Origin of the sequence: Streptomyces sp. NBC_01477 (genome assembly GCF_036227245.1) — a bacterium.
GTDB lineage: Bacteria > Actinomycetota > Actinomycetes > Streptomycetales > Streptomycetaceae > Actinacidiphila.
Genome location: NZ_CP109445.1, coordinates 280,428 through 304,782, shown reverse-complemented (window position 1 = coordinate 304,782; position 24,355 = coordinate 280,428). Strand labels below are relative to the sequence as shown.

The window sequence follows — 24,355 nt, the reverse complement described above, 5'->3', positions numbered from 1 at the left end:
GCACCCTCTCCGCATCCTGAGGCGGGAGCCTCAGCGGGCCTCGGCGTCCGCCACGGCCGCGGGCGCTTCCTTGCCCGCCGCCGGAGCCGCCGCCGGCGACACGAAGTCCCGCTGGCGGATCAGAACGGCGCTGAGCACCGCCGCGGCCAGGGCCACCGCCGCCCCGATCCACAGGATCTCGTTGAGGCCGTCGGCGAAGCCCGACGTCGCGGACCTGCTGGTGAAGACCGTGCCCAGCGCCGCGATCCCGGTCGCCAGGCCGACCTGCCGGGCGGTGGCGTTGATCCCCGAGGCGGTGCCGGCCTGCGCGGGGGCGACCACCCCCACGGCGGTCGAGGCGAGCGGCACGGTGACCATGCCGGCGCCGATCCCGGCGACGACCATGCCGGGCAGCAGATGCGTCCAGGACGAGGTGTCGCTCACCCCGGTCATCAGGGCGATCCCCGCCGCGATCAGTACGAAGCCCGCGCTGATCATCAGCCGCACCGGGACGGCGGTGCTCAGCCGCCCCGCCACGGTCGAGGACACGAACATCGCCCCGGTCAGCACCAGCAGCCGCACGCCGGTCTGCGCGGGGGAGAAGCCCAGGTGCTGCTGGAGGTAGAGGACCAGATAGGTGATCAGCGTGTAGATGGACCCGTTGAGCCCGACGGCGGCCACCAGCCCGCCGTTGAAGGTCGGCTTGCGGAACAGGCTGAGGTCCAGCATCGGGTGCTGCTGCACGGCCTCCAGCACGAGGAACACCGCGAGCAGCACCGCGGCGCCGATCAGCGTGCCGTAGACCTTCGGCTGCGACCAGCCGTCACCCGCGCTGATCAGACCGTAGACCAGCAGGGCCAGCGCGGCGCTGAAGGTGACGAAGCCCAGCCAGTCGGGGCGGGACGCGGCCGGGTTGCGCGACTCCCTGAGCTTGGTGAGGGTCGCCACCGCCACCGCGATGCCGATCGGCACATTGACCCAGAAGATCCAGCGCCAGCTCAGGCCGCTGGTGAGCGCCCCGCCCAGGACCGGTCCCACCGCGACGGCGATGCCCAGGACACCGCCGTAGATGCCGAAGGCGACCCCGCGCTCGCGCCCCTGGAAGGCGTCGCTGAGCAGGGCCAGCGAGGTGGCCCAGACGATCGCCCCGCCGACGCCCTGCCCGGTGCGGGCCAGCGAGAGGAAGAGCGGGCCGGTCGCCAGGGCGCACAGCAGCGAGCCCGCGGTGAAGACCGCCGTACCGACCGCGTAGAGCCGACGCCGGCCCCACAGGTCCGCCAGCGAACCCGCCGTCAGCAGCCCGGCCGCCAGGGCCAGCGCGTAGGCGTCGATCACCCACTGCAGGTCGGACAGCGATGAGTGGAAGTCCTGCCCGATGGCGGGCAGGGCGACGTTCACGATCGTGATGTCGAGGACCAGCATGAACACCCCGGCGACAACCGCCGTCAGGGTCCACCACTTCTGTGCCATGTTCCGTTCCTTCGTCGGTGGGGTCGTGCTGTCGGTCGGGCCGTCAGACACGGGCGAACTCACGCCGTACCAGCGGGATCACCTCGGTCGCGAAGCGCTCGCGGGCGTCGGCCTCCCCCAGCCCGAAGAGCTGGGGGAAGGTGAAGCCGGCCCGGACGACGGCGAGCAGCTGTTCGGCGATCGCCTGGGAACCGCCCGTGACCAGCCGGCCGGTCGGAGCGCGTGTGTCGTCGAAGAGCACCTGGACGTTGCAGGCGCAGGTGATCGAGTCCGGGTCGCGCCCGGCGGCCTCGGCCGCCGCCCGCACCCGGGTCCGCATGGCCCGCGCCTGCGGGAGGTCCATCCGCTGCATCGAGGGGAGCCAGCCGTCGGCGACCGCCCCGGTGAGCGCGAGCGCGCGCGGACCGTACGTGCCGAGCCAGACCGGGATCCGGTGCGCGGGCCGCGGCGTGATCCGGGCCTGCGTGACCTGGAAGTGCTCCCCGTCCATCGTCAGCGCGTCCTGGTTCCACAGCCCGCGGATCACCCGTACCGCCTCCCCGAGGGCCGCGACCTGCTGCCCGGGGGACCGCACGCGCAGTCCGAAGGCGCTGAATTCGGCGTCGTGACCGCCGCTGCCGAGGCCGAGCACCAGCCGGCCCCGGGAGAGCCGGTCGAGCGTCTCCGCCGTCTTCGCCAGCACGGCGGGGGAGCGGTAGGGCAGACCGAGGACGTCGGTTGCGACGTGGATCCGCTCCGTCGCCGCGGCCACCCAGGTCAGCGCGGTCCACGGCTCCCAGGACGGGCGGACGCCGTGCAGATGGTCGCTGAGGGCGAAGGTGTCGAAGCCCAGGGCCTCGGCGTGCCGCGCCTCGGCCACCAGGTCGTCCGGGTCGGTGACCGTGAAACCGGAGACGATGCCGAAGCCGAGGTGCTGTCCGTGGATGCCGCTCACGGAGTGCCGTCCTGTTCCGCCGGTACGCCCGCGGGCGGATGGCCGTTCTCCTCCGCTGGTACGCCGTCCGGTACGTCCGGCTGCGCGCCGGCGGGCAGGTCACCGGTCACGACAGGGCGCGAGCCGTCCGCGGACCAGGCCGACCAGGAGCCGACGAAGAGGGTCGCGCCGGGCAGCCCCGCGTACTCCAGGGCGAGCAGGTTGTGGCAGGCGGTGACGCCTGAACCGCAGTGGACGATGACCTCGTCGGCCTCGGCCACGCCCAACTCCGCGAACCTCGACCGCAGTTCGCCGGGGGAGAGGAATCTGCCGTCGGCGGCCAGATTGGCCGTCCAGGGCGCGCTGAGCGCCCCGGGCACATGGCCGAGCCGGGTCTCGCCCGGCAGGGCGTCGGCGCCCGAATAGCGGCCCGCCGCACGGGAGTCGAGGACGGCGGAGGAGGGCGAGGCCGCCGCTGCCTGCGTGTCGTCGGCGGTCCGCAGCAGGTCGGGCGGCCAGGCCCGCGGCTCGCGCACCACCGCTGGGCGTTCCACCTGGCCGGTGGCCCGCGGCCCGGTCCAGCCGGCCAGACCGCCGTCCAGCAGCGCGGCCGGCCGGCCGAGGCGGCGCAGCAGCCACACCAGTCGCGCGGCGAACCCGCCGCCCCGGTCGTCGTACGCCACCACGGTGTCGTCGTCGGCGATACCGAGCCGGCCCAGCCGACGGGCGAACTCCTCGGGCTCGGGCAGCGGATGGCGTCCGCCGGCGGTGCTGGGCGGCGCGGACAGGTCGGTGTCGACGTCGACCCAGACCGCGCCCGGCAGATGCCCGGCCAGGTAGGCGCGGTGACCTGAGCGCCCGTCGAGATACCAGCGGACGTCGGCGAGCACCAGCTCGTCCAGGTGCGCCGCGACCCAGCCGGGACCGACGACCGGCGGGAGCCGCGCGGGGAGTTCCGGCCCGGAGGCTGGGCCGGCTGGGGCAGCGGGGCCGGGGGCGGACGGAGGCTGCGCGGGCAGGCCGGGGGCGGACGGAGGCTGCGCGGGGAGACCGGGCGCCGGCACCGGTCGTGCGGGGAGTTCCGGCTCAGACACCGGCGGTCGCCCCCCTGCCGCCCAGCCCGGCCACCTGCGGGATCACCTCGGCCGCGACCAGCTCCATGGCGTGCGCCACGGTGCCGTGCGGTATGCCGCCGATGTCGATCGACAGCAGGTGCAGATCGTGCCCCCACAGGTCGTGCAGCCGGCCGAGTTTGTCGACGACCTCCGCCGGGCTGCCGCAGATCGCCGATCCCGGGCCGACGAGGGCGTCGAAGTCGAAGGGACCCTTGCGCGCGCCGGCCGGCAGCTTCGCGCCCGCGAAGTAGTTGCCGTAATACTCCCGCCAGACCTCCCTGGCCCGCGCGGTGGTGTCCGCGACGAAGACATGGCTGGCCGCACCGGTGCGCGCGAGCCCGGCCGGGCGGCCGCGCTCGGCCCACAGCCGGCGGTAGAGGTCGAAGACCGGCGCGTGGCTCTCCGGCGGCCGGGCGGTGGTGCCGATCACCATCGGCAGGCCGAGGTCGACCGCGAGGTGGACGGAGTCCGGCTTGGAGCCGCCGCTGACCCATACCGGCGGACGCGGTTGCAGCAGCCGCGGCTGGACCCGCACCTCGTGCAGCGCCGGGCGGAATCGGCCCGACCAGGTCACCCGCTCCTCGGTCCACAGCTGGAGCAGCAGCTCCAGATTCTCCCGCTTGCGGGCGGGCCGGCTCTCCAGCGTCTGGTCGAAGACGGCGTACGGCTCCTCGAAGAACGAGGCCCCCGCGATGATCTGCAGCCGGCCGTCGGAGAGCAGGTCGAGGGTCGCGTAGTCCTCGGCGAGCAGGACCGGGTCCCGGTTGGCCACCAGGGTGGTGCCGGTGGCCAGGGTGATCGTCGAGGTGCGCTCGGCGACGGCGGCGAGCACGACCGGCGGGGCGGAGATGACGTCGCGTTCGCCGAAGTGGTGCTCGCCGACCGCGTACCACGAGTAGCCGAGCTCCTCGGCGAGGACGGCGCCGGCGACGACCTCCGCCAGCCGTTCTCGCTGGGTGAGCCGGTGCCCGGTGAAGGGGTCGTTCAGTAGGGTGCCGAAAGTGATGGTGCCGATGTCCATCGTCACGCGTCCCTGATCCTCGGATGGATGGTCTGATCGCCGAATGGCCACCTAAGTAAAGTACAACGTGCATGGTAAATTGGGCAACGCGCAACAGCGAGCACTGGAGGACCCACTGAGCACCTCATCGACCCCGGCCGGGGGTTCAGCCCCGGCGCGCACCGGCGGACGCGCGGACAAGCGGCTGGCGATCACCCGGGGCGCCCGTACCGTGTTCGGGCGCGAGGGCTACTCGCGCACCAGCATCGAGGCGATCGCCGCCGAGGCCGGCGTCTCCACCCGCACCATCTACAACCACTTCGAGAACAAGGACCACCTGTTCTCCGAGGTCGTGCACGACTCGGCCAGCCAGGTCGCCGACGCGTTCGTGGAGACCGTCGAACAGCAGGTCAAGGGGGTCGACCTCACGAGCGACCTGATCACCCTCGGCGAGGCGTTCGTGGCGCAGCGGACCCGCTTCCCCGAGCACTTCGCGATGATCCGCCAGGTCAAGGCCGAGGCCCAGCACTTCCCCGCGGTCGTCATCGACGCCTGGCAGCAGGCGGGCCCCGCCCGGGTCCAGCGCGAACTCGGCCGGCAGCTGCACCGCCTGGCCGAGGCCGGCCTGCTGCGCGTCGCCGACCCGGCCCGGGCGACCCGCCACTTCATGGCCCTGGTCAGCGCCGAGATCACGATCCGCCCCCTGGGCTCCCCCCCGCTCACCCGCGCGCAGATCCAGTCCTCCGTGACCTCGGGTGTCGAGGCCTTCCTCTCCGGCTACGGCGCCACGGGCGCCGCGTAGTGGCGGAAGCCGTCGCGGGTGCGGTGGAGGGACCACAGGGTGTCGGCCAGGACGCCGGGGTCGGTGTGCGGGTCCCCGGGGGTGATGGCGCCGGGGATGATGAGCTGGGCGGCGTGGATGCCGTCGCCCGCGAGGGTGTCGTGCAGCAGCTGGGCGTAGACGCTCTCGGCGGCGAAGGCGATGGAGGTGCCGGCCCGTTCGGGGTGCGGCCGGACGGCGCTGCCGCCGTTGACGAACAGCACGGTGCCGCGGCCCAGTCCACGCATGCCGGGCAGCACCTGTGCGACGGCCGTCATGGGGCCGTAGAGGGAGAACTCGATGGGGCCTACGAGGTCCGCGGCCGTGGTGTCGAGGACCGGCTTCATGAAGTCCTTGTGCGGCAGCGGGCTGTACTGGAGGACCTCGACGGGGCCGAGGGCGGCCCCGGCGGCATCCAGCGCGGCGGTCAGGGCCTCCGGGTCGCGTACGTCGGCGGCGAAGCCCCGCGCGTGCACGCCGTCGTCGGCCAGTCGCGCCGCGAGGGCGTCCGCGCGGTCCCGGGCGCGGGAGATGACCGCGACGTCGTGGCCCTCGCGGCCGAACCGGCGTGCGACAGCGGCTCCGAGGCCCGGGCCTGCTCCGATGATGGCGATGGTGGTCACGGCGTCTCCAGACGGTGCGAGGTGGCGGCGGGAGGCAGCGGCTCCTGCGGTGCGCCGGGCGCTGCCGGTCGGTGGGCGGGAAGCGGCCGGGGGGCGGGCCGCCACTACCTCGGCGGCTGCCCGGGAATGCCTTCCCCGTACGTGCCCGGCCACGGCTTTCCGCAGGGCCGGACGGGTGCCGCGCGGGCCGCCGGCCGGGTTTCGGCCGTCCTTTTCATGCCGGTCCGCGGTGCAGGACCTCTCGCTGCCACTGCTCGCGCGGCTGGGTGTGCAGCCGCCAGTAGTGCTCGGCGATGCCGTCCGGGTCGAAGGCCGTACCCGGAGCGACGGGACCGTCCACGGTCACGCCGGCCACGTGGACGCCGGAGGGTCCGTACTCCTGGTCGAGCAGCGTCACCAGAGTGCGTAGGCCGGCCTTGCCGAGCGAGAGGCTGACGTATTGCGGCTTCGGCTCGGGCATTCCGCCGGTGACGAGGAACGACCCGCTTCCGCGCCGCGCCATCCCGGGCAGGAGGTGGGCGGCGGCGGTCAGGGCGCCGACCACGTTGACCGCCCAGGCGTCCAGCTGGGCGCGGGCGGACAGCTGTCCCGGCGCGTCGGGACGGACGAGCGCCGCGTTGTAGACCACGACCTCCGGGAGGCCGAACTCCCCGACCGCCGCGTCGAGGGCCGCGCGCAGCGCCGTCTCGTCGGCGCTGTCGGCGGTCAGCGACACGACCGGCACCCCGAAGCGGGAAACCGCGTCGGCCACGCCGGCGAGTGTCCCGGCGGTCCGCGCGACGAGCGCGACCGGCAGGCCCTCGCGCGCGAACCGGCAGGCGACCGACCGGCCGATCCCCGGACCGGCTCCGATGACGACTGCTCCCGGCGTTCGCGGTATCTCCGGTGCTCCCGGTGCTCCTGGCGTTCCCGGCATGACGGACTCCTTCGCTGGACGAGGGCTGGCACCGGGAACGCTAAGGTGTCACATCGGTGTGAAGGTCAACCTCGCAGCGGAGGAGCCGGATGCGGATAGGTGCCCTGGCCGGGACGACAGGAGTCAGCCGCCGGCTGCTGCGCTACTACGAAGAGCAGGGGCTGCTGCACCCGCTGCGGCTGACCAACGGCTACCGGGAGTACGCCGAATCGGACGTCGCCGCTGTACGGAACATCCGCGCGTTGCTGGCCGCAGGCCTGCCCACCACGGTCATCGCCGGGCTGCTGCACTGCTTTCACGACGAGGACGAGCGACCCGTGCCGTCGCCCTGCCCGGGAATGGTCGCCGACCTGCGACGGGAGCGACGCCGTATCACCGACGCGATCGCCGGACTCCAGTCGTCGCAACAGGCGCTCGACACCATGCTCACCGCGGCCCTGCGCCGGCCTCGCGACTGACCGGCCGCCGTCGGAGGGCCTGTCCGCGACCTCGGATTTACGGCCGCGGCGCCGTCGCCGCTCACCCGCACGCCCGTTCGCCTGCGGTGACAAAGGCGGTTCGCACGGGGGAGATGCGGGCCGACGGGATTCGAACCCGCGGAGGGTCAGGGCAGGTCCGCCCTCACCCCTCAACGGCCGAACGGGAAACCTCCGGCCGGCCGGCGCAATCGGCCGCTCTGCCACAGCCCGCGTCCTGGTGCCGCCACGAGCGGACCAGCCTTCCGCCTGCCAACGGGCGATCGGGTTCGGCCCGCGGCCCGGCGGCCGGCCGTGCGGGCACGGGCTCCGGCGGTCAGGGGCGACCTCTGCTCGTACGCCGGGTCACCGGGGGCCGGGCGGGCGGTTCAGCCGCCAGACCACGTTGATCCCGCTGCCCGCCGGTGCCGCGGGCGGCGTTGCCTGTTCGCTCCCGACTTCGGTGAAGCCCAGCCGGCGCGGTATCGCGGCGCTGGGGGCGTTGGCCAGGTCGTGCGCGATTTCCAGGCGATCCACATCCGGCAGCGTGAACATCTCGGTGACCACGGCCGCCGTCGCCCTCGTGGCGATGCCCTGGCCGGTGGCGGCGGGGTGCAGCCAGTACCCGATGCGCCGGCTCCGCGGCTCGGGCACGCGGTAGGTCTGGCACATGCCGATGGGGGCGCCGTCCTTGACGATGGCGTAGTTGTACACGTCGCCGCTCTCCCACGTCGACTCGGACTTCGCGAGGAAGTCCCGGGTGCTCTCCTCGCTGTGCTCGGCGGCCCACGGAGCCCAGGGGCGAAGGTGGTCCCGGGACTCCGCGATCAACGTGAACGCCGCGGCGAAGTCGCTCTGCTCCCAGCGTCGCAGGACGAAGTCTTCGCACTCGATGATCTGTCTCGGTCGCTCCATGACGCCCATGATTGTTTCGCGGAACGGCTCGCCGCAACGTGGGTATGGCGGAGGCGGCCCCGACGTCGGCCCCGACGTCGGCCCGGAGGTCGGCCCGGAGGTCGGCCCGGAGGTCAGGTCGGGGAAGTCCCTGGGCCGCCCCTGAGATCAGGCTCACGGCCTGTCACCGGTCCCGGCGGGATGCGAGGTTCGGTGGACGATCTTCCAGCTGTCGAGTGCGGATGAGGTATCAGGATGAGGGACGTAACGCGCCGGTCGGTGCTGGCGGCGGCGGGGACGGCGGGTCTCGTACTCACCACCGCGGGCATCGCGCGGGCGGACGGCGGCGGTCCCGGCGCCGCGCCGGCCGGCACCGAGCCGACGCCCGTGGGGCCGGGGAAGGGCCGGGTGCAGCTCACCTTGCCGGCCGCGACCGGCCCGTGGCGGACCGGGACGGCGTCGCTGCACCTGATCGACCGTTCGCGTCGGGACCCGTGGACGTCACCCGCCTCGCCGCGCGAGCTGATGATCAGCCTGTGGTACCCGACGTCGGACACCCACGGCTGCCGGCGCGCTCCCTGGCTCTCACCGGCGGCGACGGGAATGTACCGGCGGCAGGCCGGCCACGACCTCAACACGTCGCTGGACAACGTCGACTTCCCCGTGACCGGCGCCTGGCAGGGCGCCCCCGTAGCGGCAAGCCGCCGCGGCCACCCCGTGGTGCTCTTCTCCCCGGGATTCGGCGCGATGCGCGAACTGTGCACCGCGCTGGTCGAGGATCTGGCCAGCCACGGCTACGTGGTGGTCACCGTCGACCACACCCATGAAGCCTCGATTGTGGAATTCCCCGGCGGCCGACTGGAGTTGGGCCGCCAGCCGGCGAAGCCGACCGATGACGACATCGCGGCGGCGTTGCAGGTCCGTGTGGACGACACCAGGTTCGTACTGAACGAACTGGCGCGGGTGAACGCCGGGGTGAATCCCGACGCCGAGCGCCGCCGGCTGCCGCACGGACTGCGGGGCTCCCTCGACCTGTCCAGGACGGGCATGTTCGGGCATTCGCTCGGCGGTGACACCGCCGCGGAGACCATGGCGCGGGATCGCCGCATCCTCGCCGGTGCCGACCTGGACGGCAGCATCAACGGGACCGTCGCGGCCACCGGCCTCGACCGACCCTTCCTGCTGATGAGCAGCACCGGCCACGGCCGCCGCAACGACCCGTCCTGGGCGGCGTTCTGGTCGCACCTGCGCGGCTGGCGCCTCGACCTGCGGCTGCGCCACTCCGGACACCAGACCTACACGGACCTCTCCCCGCTGGCGCAGCAGTTGGAAAGGGCGCTCCCGCTGCCGCCGGAGGCGACCGCCGCCCTGACCACCTCGATCGGGACGATCGACGCCGGCCGGGCCGTCGCCGCCGAACGCGCCTACCTCCGCGCCTTCTTCGACCTCCACCTGCGCGGCCAGGACAATCACCTGCTGTCCGAGCCGTCCCCGCGGTATCCGGACATCCGGTTCATGCGCTGAACCGGAATCGCACGCTCGGCCGCGCGGCGCCCCGAACGGGTGCCGCGCCCCGTTCGCCCGTGGACATGAGTGGAGTCCCGCTGTTTCGCTTGGCCCCGTCGAAGATCCACCGAGCCGACGACGGACAACCCGGGAGGCTTCCGCGCATGACCAGTACCGACCCGCTGCCCCGCCGCCACCTGATCCAGGCCGGGCTCGCCCTCACCACCGCTGCCGCGGCCACCGCCGCGGCGGGCGCACCGACCGCAGCGGCGGCGCCGGGTGCCGCGACGGCGGATCCGCAGGCCGAGTTGAGCGACCTGGAGCGGCGGTACGCCGTACGGCTCGGCGTGTACGCCCACAACCCGCGCACCGGCCTGACCGTGGCGTACCGCGCGGGGGAGCGGTTCGCCATGTGCTCGACCTTCAAGGCGTTCGCCGCCGCGGCCGTCCTGCGGGACCACGGCGGCTGCGCGCCGCTGGACAAGGTGATCCACTACCCGCCGGACGACATCCTGGCGAACTCGCCGAAGACCGGGGAACACCTCGCCGCCGGCATGCCGGTCGGCGACCTGTGCGCCGCCGCGATCCAGTACAGCGACAACACGGCCGGCAACCTCCTGCTGCGCCAGCTCGGCGGCCCCGCCGGGCTGACCCGGTTCTTCCGGTCGCTCGGCGACCGGGTCAGCCGGCTCGACCGCTGGGAGACCGGCCTCAACACCGCCGTCCCCGGCGACCTGCGCGACACCACGACCCCCGAGGCCATCGGCCGCAGTTTCGAGCGGCTGACGCTGGGCCGGGTCCTGGACGACGCCGCCCGCGAGCAGTACCTGAGCTGGCTCACGGGCAACACCACGAGCGCCGGGCGGTTCGGGGCGGGCCTGCCGAAGGGCTGGGTCCTCGGCGACAAGACCGGGACCGGCGGCTACGCCACCGCCAACGACCTCGGTGTCGCCTGGACGACCCGGCGGACGCCCCTGGTGCTGGCCGTGCTCTCCACGAAGGCCGCCAAGGACGCCCCCGTGGACGAGGCGCTGCTCGCGGACGCGGCCCGCGTCCTGGCCCGCACCCTGGCACCCGGCGAGTAGGCCCCGCGCGTCCGGTCACGTACGGTCGTCGCGGCCGGGGCTCAGCCGACCAGCAGGACGAGCTTTCCGCGCACGTGGCCGTCCTCGCTGACCCGGTGCGCCTCCGAGACCTCGGCGAGCGGGAAGGTCCGCGCGACCGGGAGCGAGAAGCGCCCGGCCTCGACCAGCCCGCCGATCCCGGCGAGCGCGTGGACCGCGCGGCCGGCGTCGCCACGGCTGAACGTCACCCCGTGCTCCTGGGCGCCGGCGAAGTCGGCGATCGTCACGACGTGCTCAGGACCGCCCGCCAGCTCGATCAGCTCGGGCAGCACGCCGCTCCCGGCGACGTCGAGCGCCAGGTCGACACCGCCGGGAGCGAGCGCGCGAACCCGCTCGACGAGCCCCTGGCCGTAGGCGACGGGCTCGGCGCCCAGCGAGCGCAGGTACTCGTGGTTGGCGGGGCTTGCGGTGCCGGTCACGTGCGCGCCGCGCGCCACCGCGAGCTGAACCGCGGCGCTGCCGACACTCCCGGAGGCACCGTTGACGAGCAGCGTGCTGCCGCTGCGTACGCCGAGCTGGTCGAGCGCGCGCGTGGCCGTCTCGATGGCGGCCGGCAGCGCGGCGGCGCCGGCGAAGTCGAGCGACGGCGGAATCGGCGCGTAGTACGACAGCACCGCCAGCTCGGCCTGGGCCGCCCCTTCGACGCAGAAGCCGAACACCCGATCGCCGAGTGCCACGTCCGCCACGCCCTCGCCGACCTTGTCGACCACACCCGCCGCCTCGTAGCCCATGGTCTGCGGGAGGTCCTGCTCCATCTGGCCCTCGCGCTTCTTCCAGTCGCTCGGGTTGACGCCGGCCGCCCGCACCGCGATCCGGACCTGCCCGGGACCCGGATGCGGATCGGGCAGGTCCACGATCTCCAGGACCTCGGGTCCCCCGAACCGGCTGTAGCGGGCTGCCTTCATCATGTGCTCCGGTCTCGGCTCAAGGCGTCGTGCTGCTTGCCGCGTGTTCGACAGCGCACGCTGCCCGATACGAACACCGTACGTGAAGCCGCTCCGGAAGAGGGTGTGCCGCCCGCCCTCGTCCGCGCCGAGGACGTACACCTCGCACGCGAACGTGGTGTGCGGCAGCGCCGTGCCCCGGGCGGTTGGTAGGGGCGTAGTGGCGGGCGGGCCGGGACCGTCCGGCCCGGCGTGTACGGCCGGGCCGGCGGGGCGTCAGTCGTCGCTGGCGGGTGCGGGCGAGTCGGTGAGCACTCCGCTGACGTTGCAGCCGCTGTTCTGCTCGGGGCTGCCGATGGGGATGACGGAGCCGATCAGGGCAGCGCCGCTGCCGCAGGTCGCCGAGCCGGACAGCCCGGGGCCGTCGTCGGCGGCGGCGATGCCAGCCGTTCCGGCGGTGAAGAGGGCGGCCGCGGCGAGAGACACGGCGGTGCGGACGATTCTGCGCATGGGCGGGATCTCCTTCGATGGGGGCGTGACCTCATGTTTCCCGGACCGGCCCGCCCCGATCCGTACCGGCCGGGGCGGTCACCCGGAAGGAGCCGCGGTGCCACCCGTGGGACGCAGTCGTCGTACCGGAGCCCCGATCCGGTGATCAGATCGACGCCTCGCCGGTCGGCGCGGGCACGGCGCGCGGACGCAGCACCATGAGCGGGTCCTCCAGGGCCGCCACCATGGCGAAGGGGAAGCGGTCGAGCTCAAGGCAGAGCGCGACGTCATCAGGATGGACTCCTTGGCGCACGCCCTCCGTCAGCTCGGCCGCGGCGCGCGATTCGGCAGCCCGGCGCAGGAATTCAGCAGCGTCCGTCCCCGCCCCGAGGCACCGTGCGCCGCCGCGGCCTGCGCCGCCGCACGCGCAGTTGGTCCAGACCTATTGACGAGTGGTCGAGACCATTTTACGATCCGGGCCACCAAGCCCTGTGAGTGCGCGACGACACCACGAGGAGCACGACATGATCGGTCGGAGGCTACGTCTGCTGGGAATCGGTCTCACCATGGCCTTCCTCGCACAGATCCCGGTCGCCGCGGCGGCCCACGCCGCGCAGGGGGCGGCGCCCGCGGCCGACACCTGCGCCACCAAAGCGAGGCCCTCGGGCAAGGTGCTCCAGGGATACTGGGAGAACTGGGACGGCGCGGCCAACGGCGTCCATCCCGGGCTCGGCTGGGTCCCGATCACGGACAGCCGGATCGCCGCCCACGGCTACAACGTCATCAACGCGGCCTTCCCGGTCATCAACTCCGACGGCACCGTGCTGTGGCAGGACGGCATGGACACGGGGGTGAAGGTCGCCACCCCGGCGGAGATGTGCCAGGCCAAGGCGGCCGGGTCGACGATCCTGATGTCCATCGGCGGGGCGGCGGCCGGCATCGACCTCAGCTCCAGCGCGGTCGCCGACCGCTTCGTGGCCACCATCGTGCCGATCCTGCAGAAGTACAACTTCGACGGCATCGACATCGACATCGAGACCGGCCTTGTCGGCAGCGGCAGCATCACCACCCTCTCCGCCTCGCAGGCCAACCTGGAGCGGATCATCGACGGCGTCCTCTCCCGGATGCCCGCGGGCTTCGGCCTGACGATGGCCCCCGAGACGGCGTACGTCACCGGCGGCAGCATCGTCTACGGCTCGATCTGGGGCGCGTATCTGCCGATCGTGAAGAAGTACGCCGACAACGGCAAGCTCTGGTGGCTCAACATGCAGTACTACAACGGCAGCATGTACGGCTGCCACGGCGACTCCTACGAGGCCGCCACGGTGGCCGGATTCACCGCGCAGACGACCTGCCTCAACACCGGCCTGGTCGTCCAGGGCACCACGATCCGCGTCCCGTACGACAAGCAGGTCCCCGGCCTTCCGGCCCAGCCCGGCGCGGGCGGCGGCTACATGACGCCGGGTCTGGTCTCGCAGGCGTGGAATTCGTACGGCAACGGGCTGAAGGGCCTGATGACCTGGTCGCTCAACTGGGACGGGTCGAAGAACTGGACCTTCGGCAACAACGTCAAGGCACTCGAAGGCCGGTGACCCCCGCGCCCGCCTGCCCGCCCGTCGCGGGTGGGCAGGCGGGCGCCGGCCGCACGGCTGCGGAAGCAGGGTCAGCGGGGGGCGGCCGCGATGCTCACCGCTTCGTTGGGGACGTAGCACGCCGCGCCGGACGGGTTGGGCGCGGTCGCCGCGTAGCCGTAGACGACGTAGGTCTGACCGGTGGGGTAGCGGCAGGTGACCGCGGCCGCGTAGGTGCCGGTGTCGCACTGGACGTATCCCTGGCCCAGGTAGTTGTTGGTGCTGCTGTGGATCCACTCGGTCCACGAGGCGCAGCCGGTGACGCCCGTCCCCGGCGGGTCCGCCACGGCCTGGACGGTCTCGGCGCTGTTGCCGGTGTTGCAGGTGACGCTCGTCAGGGCGGGCGCGCTGACCACCTGCGTGCTGTAGACGACGTAGCCCACCCCCGTCTGGAGGTTGCGGCAGACGGCCTTGGCGCGGTAGCGGCCCGTGTCGCACTGGATGAGGCCATTGCCGAGATAGGCGCTGCTGCCCTGGTGGACCCACTCGGTCCACGAGGCGCAGCCGGTGACGCCCGTCCCCGGCGGGTCCGTCACGGGGTAGGCGGTCACCGCCTCGTCGGGGGAGCCGCAGGTGGCGGTGGTGGAGGCGGGGGCGTTCACCGTCTGGGTGCCGTAGACGACGTGCCTCTGGCCGGTCTGCGCGTTGTTGCACACGACCTTCGCCCTGTAGCGGCCGGCGGTGCACTGGACGACTCCCGTGCCGAGGTAGGCGGGGCTGGACGTCTGGACCCACTGGAACCAGGTCGTGCAGCCGGTGGGGTCGGCGGCGGGCGTCGAACCGGCGGCGGGGGCGGCGGTCGGGGCGGCGTACGCCGGGGCGGGGGCGGCCGGCACGAAGAGGACGAGGACGGACGCTGCCAGCGTCGACAAGACATGCCTGAGCAACACGGACTCCTGTAGGCCATGGGGTGGGGCCTGGCGGGGAGTCGCACCGTACCAAGGGGCCGGACCGGCCCGAAGCAGCGAGAACCGGCCAACCCGGCGTCCAGGGACCGGGCTTGCCGGGACGACCCCGGCAAGCCCGGTCCGCAGCGGACCCCGCAGGCCCGCGCCGGCCCTCAGGCGGGCGGCGCCGTCTTGCGCAGCAGGTCGATGAACGCCCGCATCCACGTGGGGTGGTCGGGCCAGGCGCGCGCGGAGACCAGGGCGCCGTCCACCACGCCGTCACCGTCCTCGTACTCCGCCCCGGCGGCGGCGACGTCGGGTTCGAGCGCGGGATAGGCGGCGGTGCGCCGGCCGGACAGCGCCCCGGCCGCGGCCGTGATCAGCGGGCCGTGGCAGATCTGGGCGACCGGCTTGCCCTCCGCGAAGAAGTGCCCGACGATCCGCTGCAGATCCCGGTTGTTGCGCAGGTATTCGGGCGCGCGGCCGCCCGGGATGACCAGGGCGGCGTAGCCGGCCGGGTCGACCTCGTCGAACGCGAGGTCCGCCGGCCAGGTGTAGCCCGGCTTCTCGGTGTACGTGTCGAAGCCGTCCTCGAAGTCGTGCACCACGAAGCGCAGCTTCTTCTTCGCCGGCGCGGCGATCTCGACCGCGTAGCCCTCCTCCAGCAGCCGCTGGTACGGGTACAGCACTTCCAGGGATTCGGCCGCGTCCCCGGTCACCAGAAGGATCTTCACCGTCATGGTGCAGGTCCCCTTCGTCTCGTCCGCTCCTCGGCGCCCCGCTCCCGGCGCCCTTGTCACCACGATGCCCCTTTCCGCCCGGAACAACGCGTCCCGGCGCGCGGATCGGGACGGGCCGCAGCGCGGGACGAGCGGTCCCGCGCCGCCGAGCAGTCATGCACCGGACCTGTGCCGGGGGGCGCGGGCAGCGCCGGCACGTCCTGGCGGGCGCCTTCGAAACACCACCCTTTTCCCGCGCGTCGCACGCGTCCGCGGGGCGGTGGTCTGCGGAAGTATCGACGGCGGGGCAGGCGGCGTTCCCGGGAGCGCCGGAGCCCGGTGTGCCCGACAACCCGTCCGGCAGAAGGGTGCGCTGTGCCTCGTTCCGAGGTCGTCATCGTGGGCGCCGGTGCGGCCGGGCTGAGCCTCGCGTACCGGCTGTGCGGCCCGGCGGACGGCGCCCCGGTACGGGTCGTCCTGGTCGACGCTCCTCCCGGCCCGCTGCGCCCGCCACCGCGCACCTGGTGCTTCTGGGAGCCCCCGGGCGGCGAGTACGACGACGTGCTGTCCGCGTCCTGGCAGCGGCTGCGCGTACGGGGCAGGGACGGGACGGAGACGGTCACCCGGCCCGCCCCGCTGCGCTACAAGATGCTCAGGTCGGACGCCTTCGAGTCGCTGGTCGAGCGGCGCCTCGCCGCCTGCCCCGGATTCCGCCGGGTGACGGCGACCGTGACCGAGGTCGGCGACGCGCCGGACGGCGGCCGGGTCGTGGCGCGCGGCGAGCGGGGCGACCGGGTCGTGCTGCACGCGCGGTACGTCTTCGACTCGCGGCCGCCGCGCCGCCTGCCGGCGGCGCGCACCACGCTGTTGCAGCACTTCACGGGCTGGTTCGTGGAGACCGAGCGGCCCGTCTTCGATCCGGCGACGGCGGATCTGATGGACTTCCGCACCCCGCAGCCGGCGCACGGGCTGTCGTTCGGCTACGTACTGCCGCTGGGGCCGCGTACGGCACTGGTGGAGTACACCGAATTCTCCCGCGCGGTCCTGGACACCGCGGGCTACGCACGCGCGCTGCGCCACTACACAGGGCCGGTGCTGGGCATCGGCGCGCACCGGGTCACGTCGGTCGAACGGGGAGTCATCCCGATGACCGACGGCCGCTTCCCCGGCCGGGCCGGCCGCTCGGTCTTCCGGGTCGGGACGGCAGGCGGGGCCACCCGGCCGTCCACCGGCTACACGTTCGCGGCCGTGCAGCGGCAGAGCAGCGCCATCGCCGCACAGGTCCGCGGCGGCGGGCGGTTCCGGCTGCCGCCGCCCTACGGGGCATGGCCCCGCGCCATGGACGCCGTCATGCTGCGGGCGCTGGACACCGGCCGCGTGGACGGCGCGGACTTCTTCGCCGGCCTCTTCCGCGCCGTCCCGGGGACCCGACTGCTGCGCTTCCTGGACGGCACGACCCACCGGTACGAGGACGTCCTCGTCGGGCTGCGCACACCGGTGGCCCCGATGCTCAGGACGCTCCTGGAACTCCCCTTCGTAGCCCGGCGTGAGACGCCGGCCGCCGCGGGGTGGGGCGCCCGGCCCTCCGGCGCCGCCGCATGTCCAGAACAGGAAAGGAGTGCCCCATGACGCTGCTGCGCGACCACGACCTGTCCGCCGCCTTCGACCACGGTTCGCTCGCCTACGACCGGCTGGTGGCCGTCAACCCCGGCTACCACCGCGATCTGCGGCGCTCGGCCCGCAGGCTCGGGCTGGCCGACGGCGGTCGCGGGCTGCGCCTGCTCGACCTCGGCTGCGGCACGGGAGCTTCGACGGCCGCGCTCCTGGCCGCCGCCCCGCACGCGGAGATCGTCGCCGTGGACGCCTCGGCCGGCATGCTGGAACGCGCCGCGGCCAAGCGCTGGCCGACAGGTGTGACCTTCGTGCACGCGCCGGTCGAAGCGATGGAAGGGCCGTCGGCGCACGGCCGTTTCGACGCCGCTCTCGCCGCGTACCTCTTCCGCAACGTGCGCGATCCCGACCGGGTGCTCGGCGCCGTCCGTGAGCTGCTCCGGCCGGGCGGGCGGCTCGCCGTCCACGAGTACGCGCTCGGCGACGGCCGCGTGCCCCGTGCCGTGTGGTCGGCGGTCTGCGGCGCCGTCGTCGTACCGGCCGGGCTGCTGGCCGGCGACGCGGCGCTCTACCGCCATCTGCGCCGCAGCGTGCTGGAGTTCGACACGGCCGCGGGCTTCGCGACCCGGCTGCGGCGGGCCGGGTTCCGCGCGGTGCGGGCGCTGCCGCAGCCCGGCTGGCGGACCGGCATCACGCACACCTTCGTCGCCCGGGCGCCGGGCGCGGCGGGGGAGCGGGCATGAGGTACGGCAAAGCGGCGGCGGGCGGCCGGCGGGGCCGCGACCGGCGGGCGGCAGTGATCGCGGCGCCCGCGGGCCGGGACCGCTTCCCCGGTCAGGCGCCCGCCGTCGCCGTGGTCGGCGGCGGGATCGCGGGCCTGGCCGCGGCGACGCTGCTGGCCGAACGCGGCGCGCACGTCACGCTGCACGAACGCGAGGAGAGCCTCGGCGGGCGGCTCGCGGGCTGGCCGACGAAGCTCGCCGACGGCACGACGGCCACCATGAGCCGCGGCTTCCACGCCTTCTTCCGGCAGTACTACAACCTGCGCGGTCTGCTGCGCCGGGTGGATCCCGGACTCGACGCGCTGACCAAGCTGCCCGACTACCCGCTGCGGCACAGCGCGGGACTGTGCGACAGCTTCGCCCGGGTGCCGCGCACCCCGCCCCTGTCCGGCCTCGGGTTCGTCGCGCTCAGCCCCACGTTCGGCTGGCGCGACCTGATCCGGATGAACCCGCGCGCCGCGCTGCCGCTGCTCGACGTGCGCGTGCCGGAGGTGTACGACCGGCTCGACGCGGTGGCGGCGGACGACTTCCTCACCCGTATCCGGTTCCCCGAGGCCGCCCGCCACCTCGCCTTCGAGGTGTTCTCCCGGAGCTTCTTCGCCGACCCCCACGAGCTGTCGGCGGCCGAACTGGCGCTGATGTTCCACATCTACTTCCTGGGCTCCAGCGAGGGCCTGCTCTTCGACGTGCCGGGAGAGCCGTTCCCGCAGGCGCTCTGGGATCCGCTGGGCCGCTATCTGGAGGGCCACGGGGTACGGGTGCGCACCGGCTCGGCGGTGGAGCGCGTGACGCCGGTGCCCGGCGGCGGACTCGACGTCACCGCCGGCGGGCGGACCGCGCGTCACGACGCGCTCGTCCTGGCGCTGGACACCGGCGGACTGCGCGGCGTGGTGGCAGCCTCACCCGAACTGGGCGACGCGGACTGGCGCTCCCGTGTGGCCGCCCTCAGGACCGCACCGCCGTTCCTGGTGTCGCGCCTGTGGCTGGACCGGCCGGTGGCGGCGGGCCGCCCCGGGTTCCTCGGCACCAGCGGCTACGGCCCGCTGGACAACATCAGCGTGCTGGACCGCTGGGAGGGCCAGGCCGCCGGCTGGGCGCGGCGCAACCGGGGCGCGGTGGTCGAACTGCACGCCTACGCGGTCCCGCCCGGCGCGGACCGCGACGCGGTGCAGTCGGCCGCGCTCGGGCAGCTGCACCGGGTCTACCCGGAGACGCACGACGCGCGGATCATGGACGCCCGGCACGAATGGCGGGCGGACTGCCCGCTCTTCCCGGTCGGCGGCTACCGGCACCGGCCGACGGTGCGTACGCCCCACCCCTCGGTCATGGTGGCGGGCGACCTGGTCCGTACCGAACTGCCGGTGGCCCTGATGGAGCGGGCCGCGACGAGCGGATTCCTGGCCGCCAACGCCCTGCTGACGGGCTGGGGGGTACGGGGCCAGACGCTGTGGACGGTGCCGCCCGCCGGGCGCTCGGCGACGCTGCGCGGGCTGGCCGCGCTGGGCTCCGACCCGGCATAAAGGGCCGCGGGCCGGCCGCGCTGGGCTGAGACCGGGCCTGTCCCGGCACGTCCCGGTACGCGGAGGTCCGCGCTCCGGCGGCCCCGCTCCGGTCAGCCCGGGAAACGGCCGCTGCTGCGCAGTTCCCAGCGGCGCTCCGCGTACGCGAGGTCGTCACGCCACAGCCGTCCGGCGGACGCCCGCATCAGCGGGCGCAGCAGGGGCGCCGCGGCGCGGGCCACCGCGAATCCGCGCCGGCCGGAGGCGGCCAGGACCGCCTCCGTCACGGCGGTCCTCGGTCTGCCGTCGCGGCCGGGCCCGAGCGGTGTGGCGTGCGACTCGACGACGGACCCCCGGCCCTCGCCCTCGGTGATGTGCATGACGACCGTCCGGGGCTCGGGCGCGGTGAACAGCGCCCGCACCGGCACCACGATCCGGCCCGCGAGCTTGAAGGACACCTCGACGGCGAAACCGTCCGCACCGCCACCGCCACCGCCACCGCCACCGCCTGACGGCGTGCCGGACACCGTCAGGTCGACGAAGGAGTACGGGTGCAACCACGCGCCGTGCCACGGGTCGAGCCGGTTGGCCACGACGTCCTCCGGCTCGCACACACCGACGCCCTCGTAAACCGCGTCGACCGCGTCCCGCACGCGGGGGCGCGGCGGCACGACGGGGCGCTCCAGCGGAGCCTCGCCGCCGGCCCGGTCCAGGCGCACCCAGGCCAGGACCCCGTCGTCATGAGCGGGAAGCGGCTCCCACCCGGCGACCGGTCCGCCGTCCAGGGCCAGCCCGTGCCAGTGGCAGACGAGGGTGCCGCACCGGACGCGGCCGTCGCGCAGCGGTGCCCCCAGGTGCGGGCAGGCGCCGGGCCCCGCACGCAGGCGGCCGGCGGCATCGCGCCAAGCCACCACCTCGTTGCCGGCCACGGTACGGCCGATCGGCCGGCCTGCGGTGAGGGCGCGGGAGGCGCCGAGGACGTACCAGTTGCCCGACGGGCGGGCCAGGGCGCGTTCCAGGGCGCCGGCGATGATCCCGGGCTTCGCGTCGCGCCAGGTGGGTCGCTGGCGCTCCCACGGCACGGGGGCGCCGCGCAGCCGCAGCGGGACGCGGCCCCGGCCGGCGCGGTCGTCGCCGGTCATGCCATCTCCTCCCGCGCCGCCGGGGCGAGCGCCGCGGAGGGCGCCGCGGACGTCCTGGCGGCGCGGGCCGGCCGGGTGCGGACGGGGCTCGCGCCGGCGCGGTCCTGGACGCGGGCCGCGAGGACGCGGACCAGTCCGTCGAGCGCCACCGCGGCGCGGCGGGTGCGGGGGACGACGGCCCGCCGGTGCAGGACGCGGTAGCCGTCGTCCTCGATGGCGTCGAGGATGCCGCTGTAGAGCACGAACGCGGTGCGGATGCAGGGGCGCGAGACGGGCGCGAGCAGCGCGATCCCCGGCAGCGCGGCGCGGTAGACGCCCCGGTTGTGGGCCGCGGCGGCCCGCAGCGCACGGGTGATGCGGGCGTCGGGCCGGCCGGTGGCCCTGCTCCACAGGAGGCGTTCCCTGTCCACCCCGTGCGCGGCCAGCAGATCGGCCGGCAGGTAGAGCCGGCCGCGGTCGAGGTCCTCACCCACGTCCCTGAGGAAGTTGGAGAGCTGGAAGGCGACGCCGAGGGCCGCCGCGTAGGGCTCGGCGTCGCCGCGCGGCCCGACGGTGCCCAGGACGGGCAGTATCTGGAGCCCGATGACGGCGGCCGACCCGTGCATGTAACGGCCCAGTTCCTCGTACGAGGCGTAGCCGGTGACCGTCAGGTCGCTGCGCATCGAGGCCATGAAGTCCGTGAAGTGCCGGTGGTCGATGCCGTAGACGGCGGCGGTGTGGGCGAGCGCGCGGATCACCGGTTCCCGGCAGGCGCCGCGGCGCAGCCCGTCGTCGAGGCGTTCCTGGAGACGGCCGAGGGCGGTGGCGCGTTCCTCCGCGGTGGCGCCGCTGTGCAGATCGTCCACGATGTCGTCGGCCCACCGGGCGAAGCCGTACAGGGCGTGGACCGCCGGGCGGCGCTCGACCGGCAGCAGCCGGGTCGCGAGGAAGTACGTCTTGCCGTGCCGTGCGTTGAGCCGGCGGCACTCGCTGTACGCGGCGCGCAGGGCGGGCTCGTGGACGCCTGCCGCGTCGAGTTCGCGGGCGGTCATGCCAGAGCGCCTTCCGCTGCTTCCGGCGCCGCCACCCCGGCGGCCCGCGGCACGGCCCACGGGGACGTACGCACGGCGCGGGGGCCGGTGATCCGCGCGGCGGCCAGCTTCCCGGAGATGAGAACGGTCGGCACCCCCACGCCGGGGGTGGTGCCGCAGCCGGCGAGCACGGCGTTCTCCGTGCCGCGCACGAGATTGCGCGGCCGGAAGGGCCCGGTCTGGGGGAAGGTGTGGGCGGCGGAGAAGGGCGTGCCCGCCGCGTGCCCCTGGGCGGCCCAGTCGGCCGGGGTGACCAGGCACTCCTGCTCGATCGCCGAGCCGAGTCCGGCCATCCCGCGCTGTTCCAGCGTGCTGAGGACGCGGTCGCGGTACTCCGGCGCCAGCTGCCGCCACTCCCGGGTGTCCGGTCCGACGTCGGTGTTCGGACAGGGCGCCAGGACGTAGTGGAGGTGCTTTCCCGCGGGCGCAAGGCCCTCGTCGGTCGCGGTCGGCCGGGTGATCAGCAGCGAGGGGTCGGACATCAGCGATCCGTGGGTCAGCTCGTGGAAGGTCTGCTGCCAGGCCGCGCCGAACGAGATGGTGTGGTGGGCGAGACCGGGCCAGGTGCGGTCGGTCCCGGCGTGCAGGACCACCGCGGAGGGCGAGTGCCGCAGCGCGAGCGGGCGCAGCGGAGCCCGGCCGAGCAGCCGGTAGCTGACGGGCAGATCCGGTGTCAGGACCACGGCGTCGCAGGGGAAGCGCCCCTGATCGGTGACGACGGCGGTGATCCGGTCCCCGGCGCGTTCGAGCCGGGTGACGGTGTGTCCGTACCGGAAGTCGGCTCCCGCCTCGGCGGCCGAGGCGGCCATCGCGCGCGGCAGGGCGTGCATGCCGCCCCGGGGGAAATAGACCCCGGCGATGGTGTCCATGTAGGCGATGACCGCGTACGCGGCGAGGGCGCGCGACGGCGGCACTCCGGCGTACAACGCCTGGAAGGTGAAGACCCTGCGCAGCCGCTCGTCCGTGATGAAGCGCCCGATGCGTGCGTCGAGCCGGGCGAATCCGCCGAGGGCGGCGAGCCGGGCGAGGTCGGGGTGGAGCAGCTGGAGGGGGGAGTCGAAGTTGGCGTCGATGAAGCGGCGCATCTGCACCGCGTGGAGGCGTGTCAGCCAGACCCGCAGCCGTCGGTAGCCGGCGGCCTCCCGGGCGCCCCCGAACCGCTCGATCTCGGCTTCCATCGCCGCGGCGCCGGTGTGCACGTCCAGGTGCGATCCGTCGGCGTACCTGGCCCGGTACGCGGGATGCAGGGGGAGCAGCTCCAGCCGGCCGGACAGGCTGTGGCCGACCGCGGCGAAGGCCTCCTCGACCAGGTCCGGCATGGTCAGCACCGTCGGTCCTGTGTCCATGCGGTAGCCGCCGCGCTCCAGCAGCCCGGCCCGGCCGCCGGGCAGCGGATCGCGTTCCACCACCGTGACCCGCCGGCCGGCGCCGAGCAGGTGGAGGGTGGCGGACAGGCCCGCGAGCCCTGCGCCGACGACCACCACATGGTCGACTGGTCCCTTCACGGTCCTCACGGGGTGGTCCCTCCTCCGGTCGCGGCCCTGAGCGAGGACGCCGGGGCGCCCCAACCGGGCTTCGCTGCTTCGGGAACGTCCTCGTGCGCCCCCGGGCCGGGACACGTTCCGGCGACGCTGCGCAGCAGCCCGAGCAGGCGCTGTCCGGGTTCTGCTTCCACGCCGGCCCGGTCGAGGTGCCGCTCGGCCTGCCGCATGAGCCGGTCGGCCCGGGCCTCGACGTCGGCGCGCGCCCCGGTGGCCACGAGCGCTTCGCGCACGTCGGCCAGGGCGGCTTCCGACAGATCGGCGCGGCCCACCGCGGCGTCGAGCAGGGACCGGGTCCGCTGGTCCCGCCGTGCCCGCGCGCGGGCACGCGCCACGGCGAGCAGATAGGTCGGTTTGCCCTCCCGGACGTCCCCTCCCGACGGCTTGCCCGTCATGGCGGGGTCCCCGAAGACCCCGAGCAGGTCGTCGCGGAGCTGGAAGGCGATTCCCGCGCAGCGGCCGGCCGAGGACAGCGCCCGCGTGGTGTCCTCGCCCGCGCCGGCGAGAGCGGCACCCAGCGAGATCGGGCGCACGACCGAGTACAGGGCGCTCTTGAGGTACGCGGTGCGGATGGCGCGGGCGGCGGAGCGCGCGCCGGTGGCCTGCCCGTGCACATCGAGGTACTGCCCGGCCACCATCTCGGTCCTCATCGCCCGCCAGACGCCGAGTACCCGCTTGCGGGTGGCGGCGGCCATGGCCGTGTCCGCGACGGTGTCGTCCGCCCAGGCGAGGGCGAGATCCCCGACGAGTACGGCCGCGGACGTACCGAAGGCCTCGCCCAGCACCGAGCCGGGCGCGGGCCCCGGCCGGCTCGCGAGGCAGACGTGCATGGCCAGCCGCCCGCGGCGCAGCGCCGACCCGTCCATCACGTCGTCGTGGACGAGGGCGCAGGTCTGGATGAGCTCGACGGCCACTCCGAGGCGCAGGGCCGCTTCGGTGTCGGCGCTCCGCGCGCCCCCGCCGCAGGCGCGCATGCTCCACCACAGGAGCCGCGGCCGCATGCGCCGGCCGCCGTCCACGGTGAAGTCCGCGACGCGTTCCGCCAGATCGCGGGAGAAGTCCGCGTCGATGCCGGCCGCCTGGGCGACTCGTTCACGGAGTACCGCACCCGCCGTACGGAGCACGGCTCCGGCGACATCCGCGTCCACGGACCGCGCGTCGGCGTCCGTGGAGGTCTGCCCCGCCGCGTACTCGGAGCGCCACCTCGCGGAGGACCGCCCCGGCGGCGCGGACACGGCCCGGGTGCCTCTGTCCTGCGGAGACCGGCAGTCGGCGGGGGAGTGCC

General features: G+C 74.3%; 23 protein-coding genes, 1 tRNA gene and 1 pseudogene. 8 read left to right on the top strand and 17 right to left on the bottom strand.

Annotated features, from left to right (window positions below):
- Positions 1–30: 30 nt before the first annotated feature.
- From OHA86_RS01265 to OHA86_RS01250, 4 genes are all read right to left on the bottom strand, one after another.
- Positions 31–1,449 (bottom strand): MFS transporter, encoded by a 1,419-nt coding sequence (locus tag OHA86_RS01265; protein ID WP_329171649.1) that lies wholly within the window; start codon positions 1,447–1,449, stop codon positions 31–33.
- A 43-nt stretch (positions 1,450–1,492) separates the two neighbouring features.
- The gene (locus OHA86_RS01260) at positions 1,493–2,383 is read right to left on the bottom strand and encodes an LLM class flavin-dependent oxidoreductase (protein ID WP_329171647.1); all 891 of its coding nucleotides are present in this window, start codon (positions 2,381–2,383) and stop codon (positions 1,493–1,495) included.
- Entirely contained in the window at positions 2,380–3,381 is a 1,002-nt protein-coding gene (locus tag OHA86_RS01255) for a sulfurtransferase (RefSeq protein WP_443071956.1), read from the bottom strand. The genes OHA86_RS01260 and OHA86_RS01255 overlap by 4 nt, the downstream gene beginning before the upstream one ends.
- A gap of 67 nt (positions 3,382–3,448) precedes the next feature.
- Positions 3,449–4,498, bottom strand: coding sequence for an LLM class flavin-dependent oxidoreductase (locus tag OHA86_RS01250; protein WP_329182150.1), 1,050 nt, complete (start codon positions 4,496–4,498; stop codon positions 3,449–3,451).
- A 67-nt stretch (positions 4,499–4,565) separates the two neighbouring features.
- Here OHA86_RS01250 and OHA86_RS01245 point away from each other — a divergent pair, with 67 nt between their 5' ends.
- A complete protein-coding gene (locus tag OHA86_RS01245) occupies positions 4,566–5,279 on the top strand; it encodes a TetR/AcrR family transcriptional regulator (protein WP_443071606.1) in 714 nt (237 codons plus the stop codon).
- Here the strand turns inward: OHA86_RS01245 and OHA86_RS01240 are convergent.
- Both OHA86_RS01240 and OHA86_RS01235 read right to left on the bottom strand, forming a co-directional pair.
- On the bottom strand, positions 5,255–5,920 hold the full coding sequence (locus OHA86_RS01240) for an SDR family NAD(P)-dependent oxidoreductase (protein ID WP_329171645.1): 666 nt from the start codon (positions 5,918–5,920) through the stop codon (positions 5,255–5,257). The two genes, OHA86_RS01245 and OHA86_RS01240, sit on opposite strands and share 25 nt — an antisense overlap.
- 214 nt (positions 5,921–6,134) lie before the next feature.
- Complete coding sequence (locus tag OHA86_RS01235; RefSeq protein ID WP_329171644.1) at positions 6,135–6,836, bottom strand: SDR family NAD(P)-dependent oxidoreductase; 702 nt, start codon at positions 6,834–6,836, stop codon at positions 6,135–6,137.
- An 89-nt stretch (positions 6,837–6,925) separates the two neighbouring features.
- Between OHA86_RS01235 and OHA86_RS01230 the strand changes: the two genes are divergently transcribed.
- On the top strand, positions 6,926–7,294 hold the full coding sequence (locus tag OHA86_RS01230) for a MerR family transcriptional regulator (protein WP_329171641.1): 369 nt from the start codon (positions 6,926–6,928) through the stop codon (positions 7,292–7,294).
- 114 nt (positions 7,295–7,408) lie between these two features.
- Here the strand turns inward: OHA86_RS01230 and OHA86_RS01225 are convergent.
- Positions 7,409–7,526, bottom strand: a tRNA-OTHER gene (locus OHA86_RS01225).
- A gap of 131 nt (positions 7,527–7,657) precedes the next feature.
- Entirely contained in the window at positions 7,658–8,206 is a 549-nt protein-coding gene (locus OHA86_RS01220) for a GNAT family N-acetyltransferase (protein ID WP_329171639.1), read from the bottom strand.
- Between the two features lie 234 nt (positions 8,207–8,440).
- Here OHA86_RS01220 and OHA86_RS01215 point away from each other — a divergent pair, with 234 nt between their 5' ends.
- Positions 8,441–9,709, top strand: coding sequence for an alpha/beta hydrolase family protein (locus OHA86_RS01215; protein WP_329171637.1), 1,269 nt, complete (start codon positions 8,441–8,443; stop codon positions 9,707–9,709).
- Between the two features lie 146 nt (positions 9,710–9,855).
- A complete protein-coding gene (gene bla / locus OHA86_RS01210; RefSeq protein WP_329171634.1) occupies positions 9,856–10,776 on the top strand; it encodes a class A beta-lactamase in 921 nt (306 codons plus the stop codon).
- Positions 10,777–10,817: 41 nt separating this feature from the next.
- Here the strand turns inward: bla and OHA86_RS01205 are convergent, their stop codons facing one another.
- The 3 genes and pseudogenes from OHA86_RS01205 to OHA86_RS01195 form a co-directional block, all read right to left on the bottom strand.
- Entirely contained in the window at positions 10,818–11,720 is a 903-nt protein-coding gene (locus OHA86_RS01205) for an NADP-dependent oxidoreductase (RefSeq protein WP_329182146.1), read from the bottom strand.
- 255 nt (positions 11,721–11,975) lie between these two features.
- On the bottom strand, positions 11,976–12,209 hold the full coding sequence (locus OHA86_RS01200) for a hypothetical protein (RefSeq protein ID WP_329171632.1): 234 nt from the start codon (positions 12,207–12,209) through the stop codon (positions 11,976–11,978).
- Positions 12,210–12,354: 145 nt separating this feature from the next.
- A pseudogene (locus tag OHA86_RS01195) lies at positions 12,355–12,585 on the bottom strand (2-phosphosulfolactate phosphatase); the annotation flags it as partial.
- Positions 12,586–12,712: 127 nt separating this feature from the next.
- Between OHA86_RS01195 and OHA86_RS01190 the strand changes: the two are divergent.
- Positions 12,713–13,780 carry a chitinase gene (locus OHA86_RS01190; RefSeq protein WP_329171630.1) on the top strand — a complete coding sequence of 356 codons (1,068 nt, stop codon included), beginning with the start codon at positions 12,713–12,715 and terminating at the stop codon, positions 13,778–13,780.
- 71 nt (positions 13,781–13,851) lie between these two features.
- On the opposite strand, the gene OHA86_RS01185 is transcribed toward OHA86_RS01190, so the two are convergent.
- The gene (locus tag OHA86_RS01185) at positions 13,852–14,706 is read right to left on the bottom strand and encodes a hypothetical protein (protein ID WP_329171628.1); all 855 of its coding nucleotides are present in this window, start codon (positions 14,704–14,706) and stop codon (positions 13,852–13,854) included.
- A 173-nt stretch (positions 14,707–14,879) separates the two neighbouring features.
- On the bottom strand, positions 14,880–15,446 hold the full coding sequence (locus OHA86_RS01180; RefSeq protein WP_329171626.1) for a DJ-1/PfpI family protein: 567 nt from the start codon (positions 15,444–15,446) through the stop codon (positions 14,880–14,882).
- A gap of 354 nt (positions 15,447–15,800) precedes the next feature.
- Here OHA86_RS01180 and OHA86_RS01175 point away from each other — a divergent pair, with 354 nt between their 5' ends.
- From OHA86_RS01175 to OHA86_RS01165, 3 genes are read left to right on the top strand one after another with little or no spacing between them, the layout of a single operon-like run.
- The gene (locus OHA86_RS01175) at positions 15,801–17,054 is read left to right on the top strand and encodes a lycopene cyclase family protein (RefSeq protein ID WP_329171624.1); all 1,254 of its coding nucleotides are present in this window, start codon (positions 15,801–15,803) and stop codon (positions 17,052–17,054) included.
- Positions 17,051–17,779: a class I SAM-dependent methyltransferase gene (locus tag OHA86_RS01170; RefSeq protein WP_329171622.1), complete on the top strand. Its 729-nt coding sequence runs from the start codon at positions 17,051–17,053 to the stop codon at positions 17,777–17,779. Before OHA86_RS01175 ends, OHA86_RS01170 begins: the two co-directional genes overlap by 4 nt.
- Positions 17,776–19,338 (top strand): FAD-dependent oxidoreductase, encoded by a 1,563-nt coding sequence (locus OHA86_RS01165; protein WP_329171620.1) that lies wholly within the window; start codon positions 17,776–17,778, stop codon positions 19,336–19,338. The genes OHA86_RS01170 and OHA86_RS01165 overlap by 4 nt, the downstream gene beginning before the upstream one ends.
- A gap of 92 nt (positions 19,339–19,430) precedes the next feature.
- Here the strand turns inward: OHA86_RS01165 and OHA86_RS01160 are convergent, their stop codons facing one another.
- From OHA86_RS01160 to OHA86_RS01145, 4 genes are read right to left on the bottom strand one after another with little or no spacing between them, the layout of a single operon-like run.
- On the bottom strand, positions 19,431–20,459 hold the full coding sequence (locus OHA86_RS01160) for a DUF5914 domain-containing protein (RefSeq protein WP_329171618.1): 1,029 nt from the start codon (positions 20,457–20,459) through the stop codon (positions 19,431–19,433).
- Positions 20,456–21,490, bottom strand: coding sequence for a phytoene/squalene synthase family protein (locus OHA86_RS01155; protein WP_329171616.1), 1,035 nt, complete (start codon positions 21,488–21,490; stop codon positions 20,456–20,458). The genes OHA86_RS01160 and OHA86_RS01155 overlap by 4 nt, the downstream gene beginning before the upstream one ends.
- A complete protein-coding gene (locus OHA86_RS01150; RefSeq protein WP_329171615.1) occupies positions 21,487–23,043 on the bottom strand; it encodes a phytoene desaturase in 1,557 nt (518 codons plus the stop codon). The genes OHA86_RS01155 and OHA86_RS01150 overlap by 4 nt, the downstream gene beginning before the upstream one ends.
- Entirely contained in the window at positions 23,040–24,305 is a 1,266-nt protein-coding gene (locus OHA86_RS01145) for a polyprenyl synthetase family protein (protein WP_329171614.1), read from the bottom strand. The genes OHA86_RS01150 and OHA86_RS01145 overlap by 4 nt, the downstream gene beginning before the upstream one ends.
- Between the last annotated feature and the right edge of the window lie 50 nt (positions 24,306–24,355).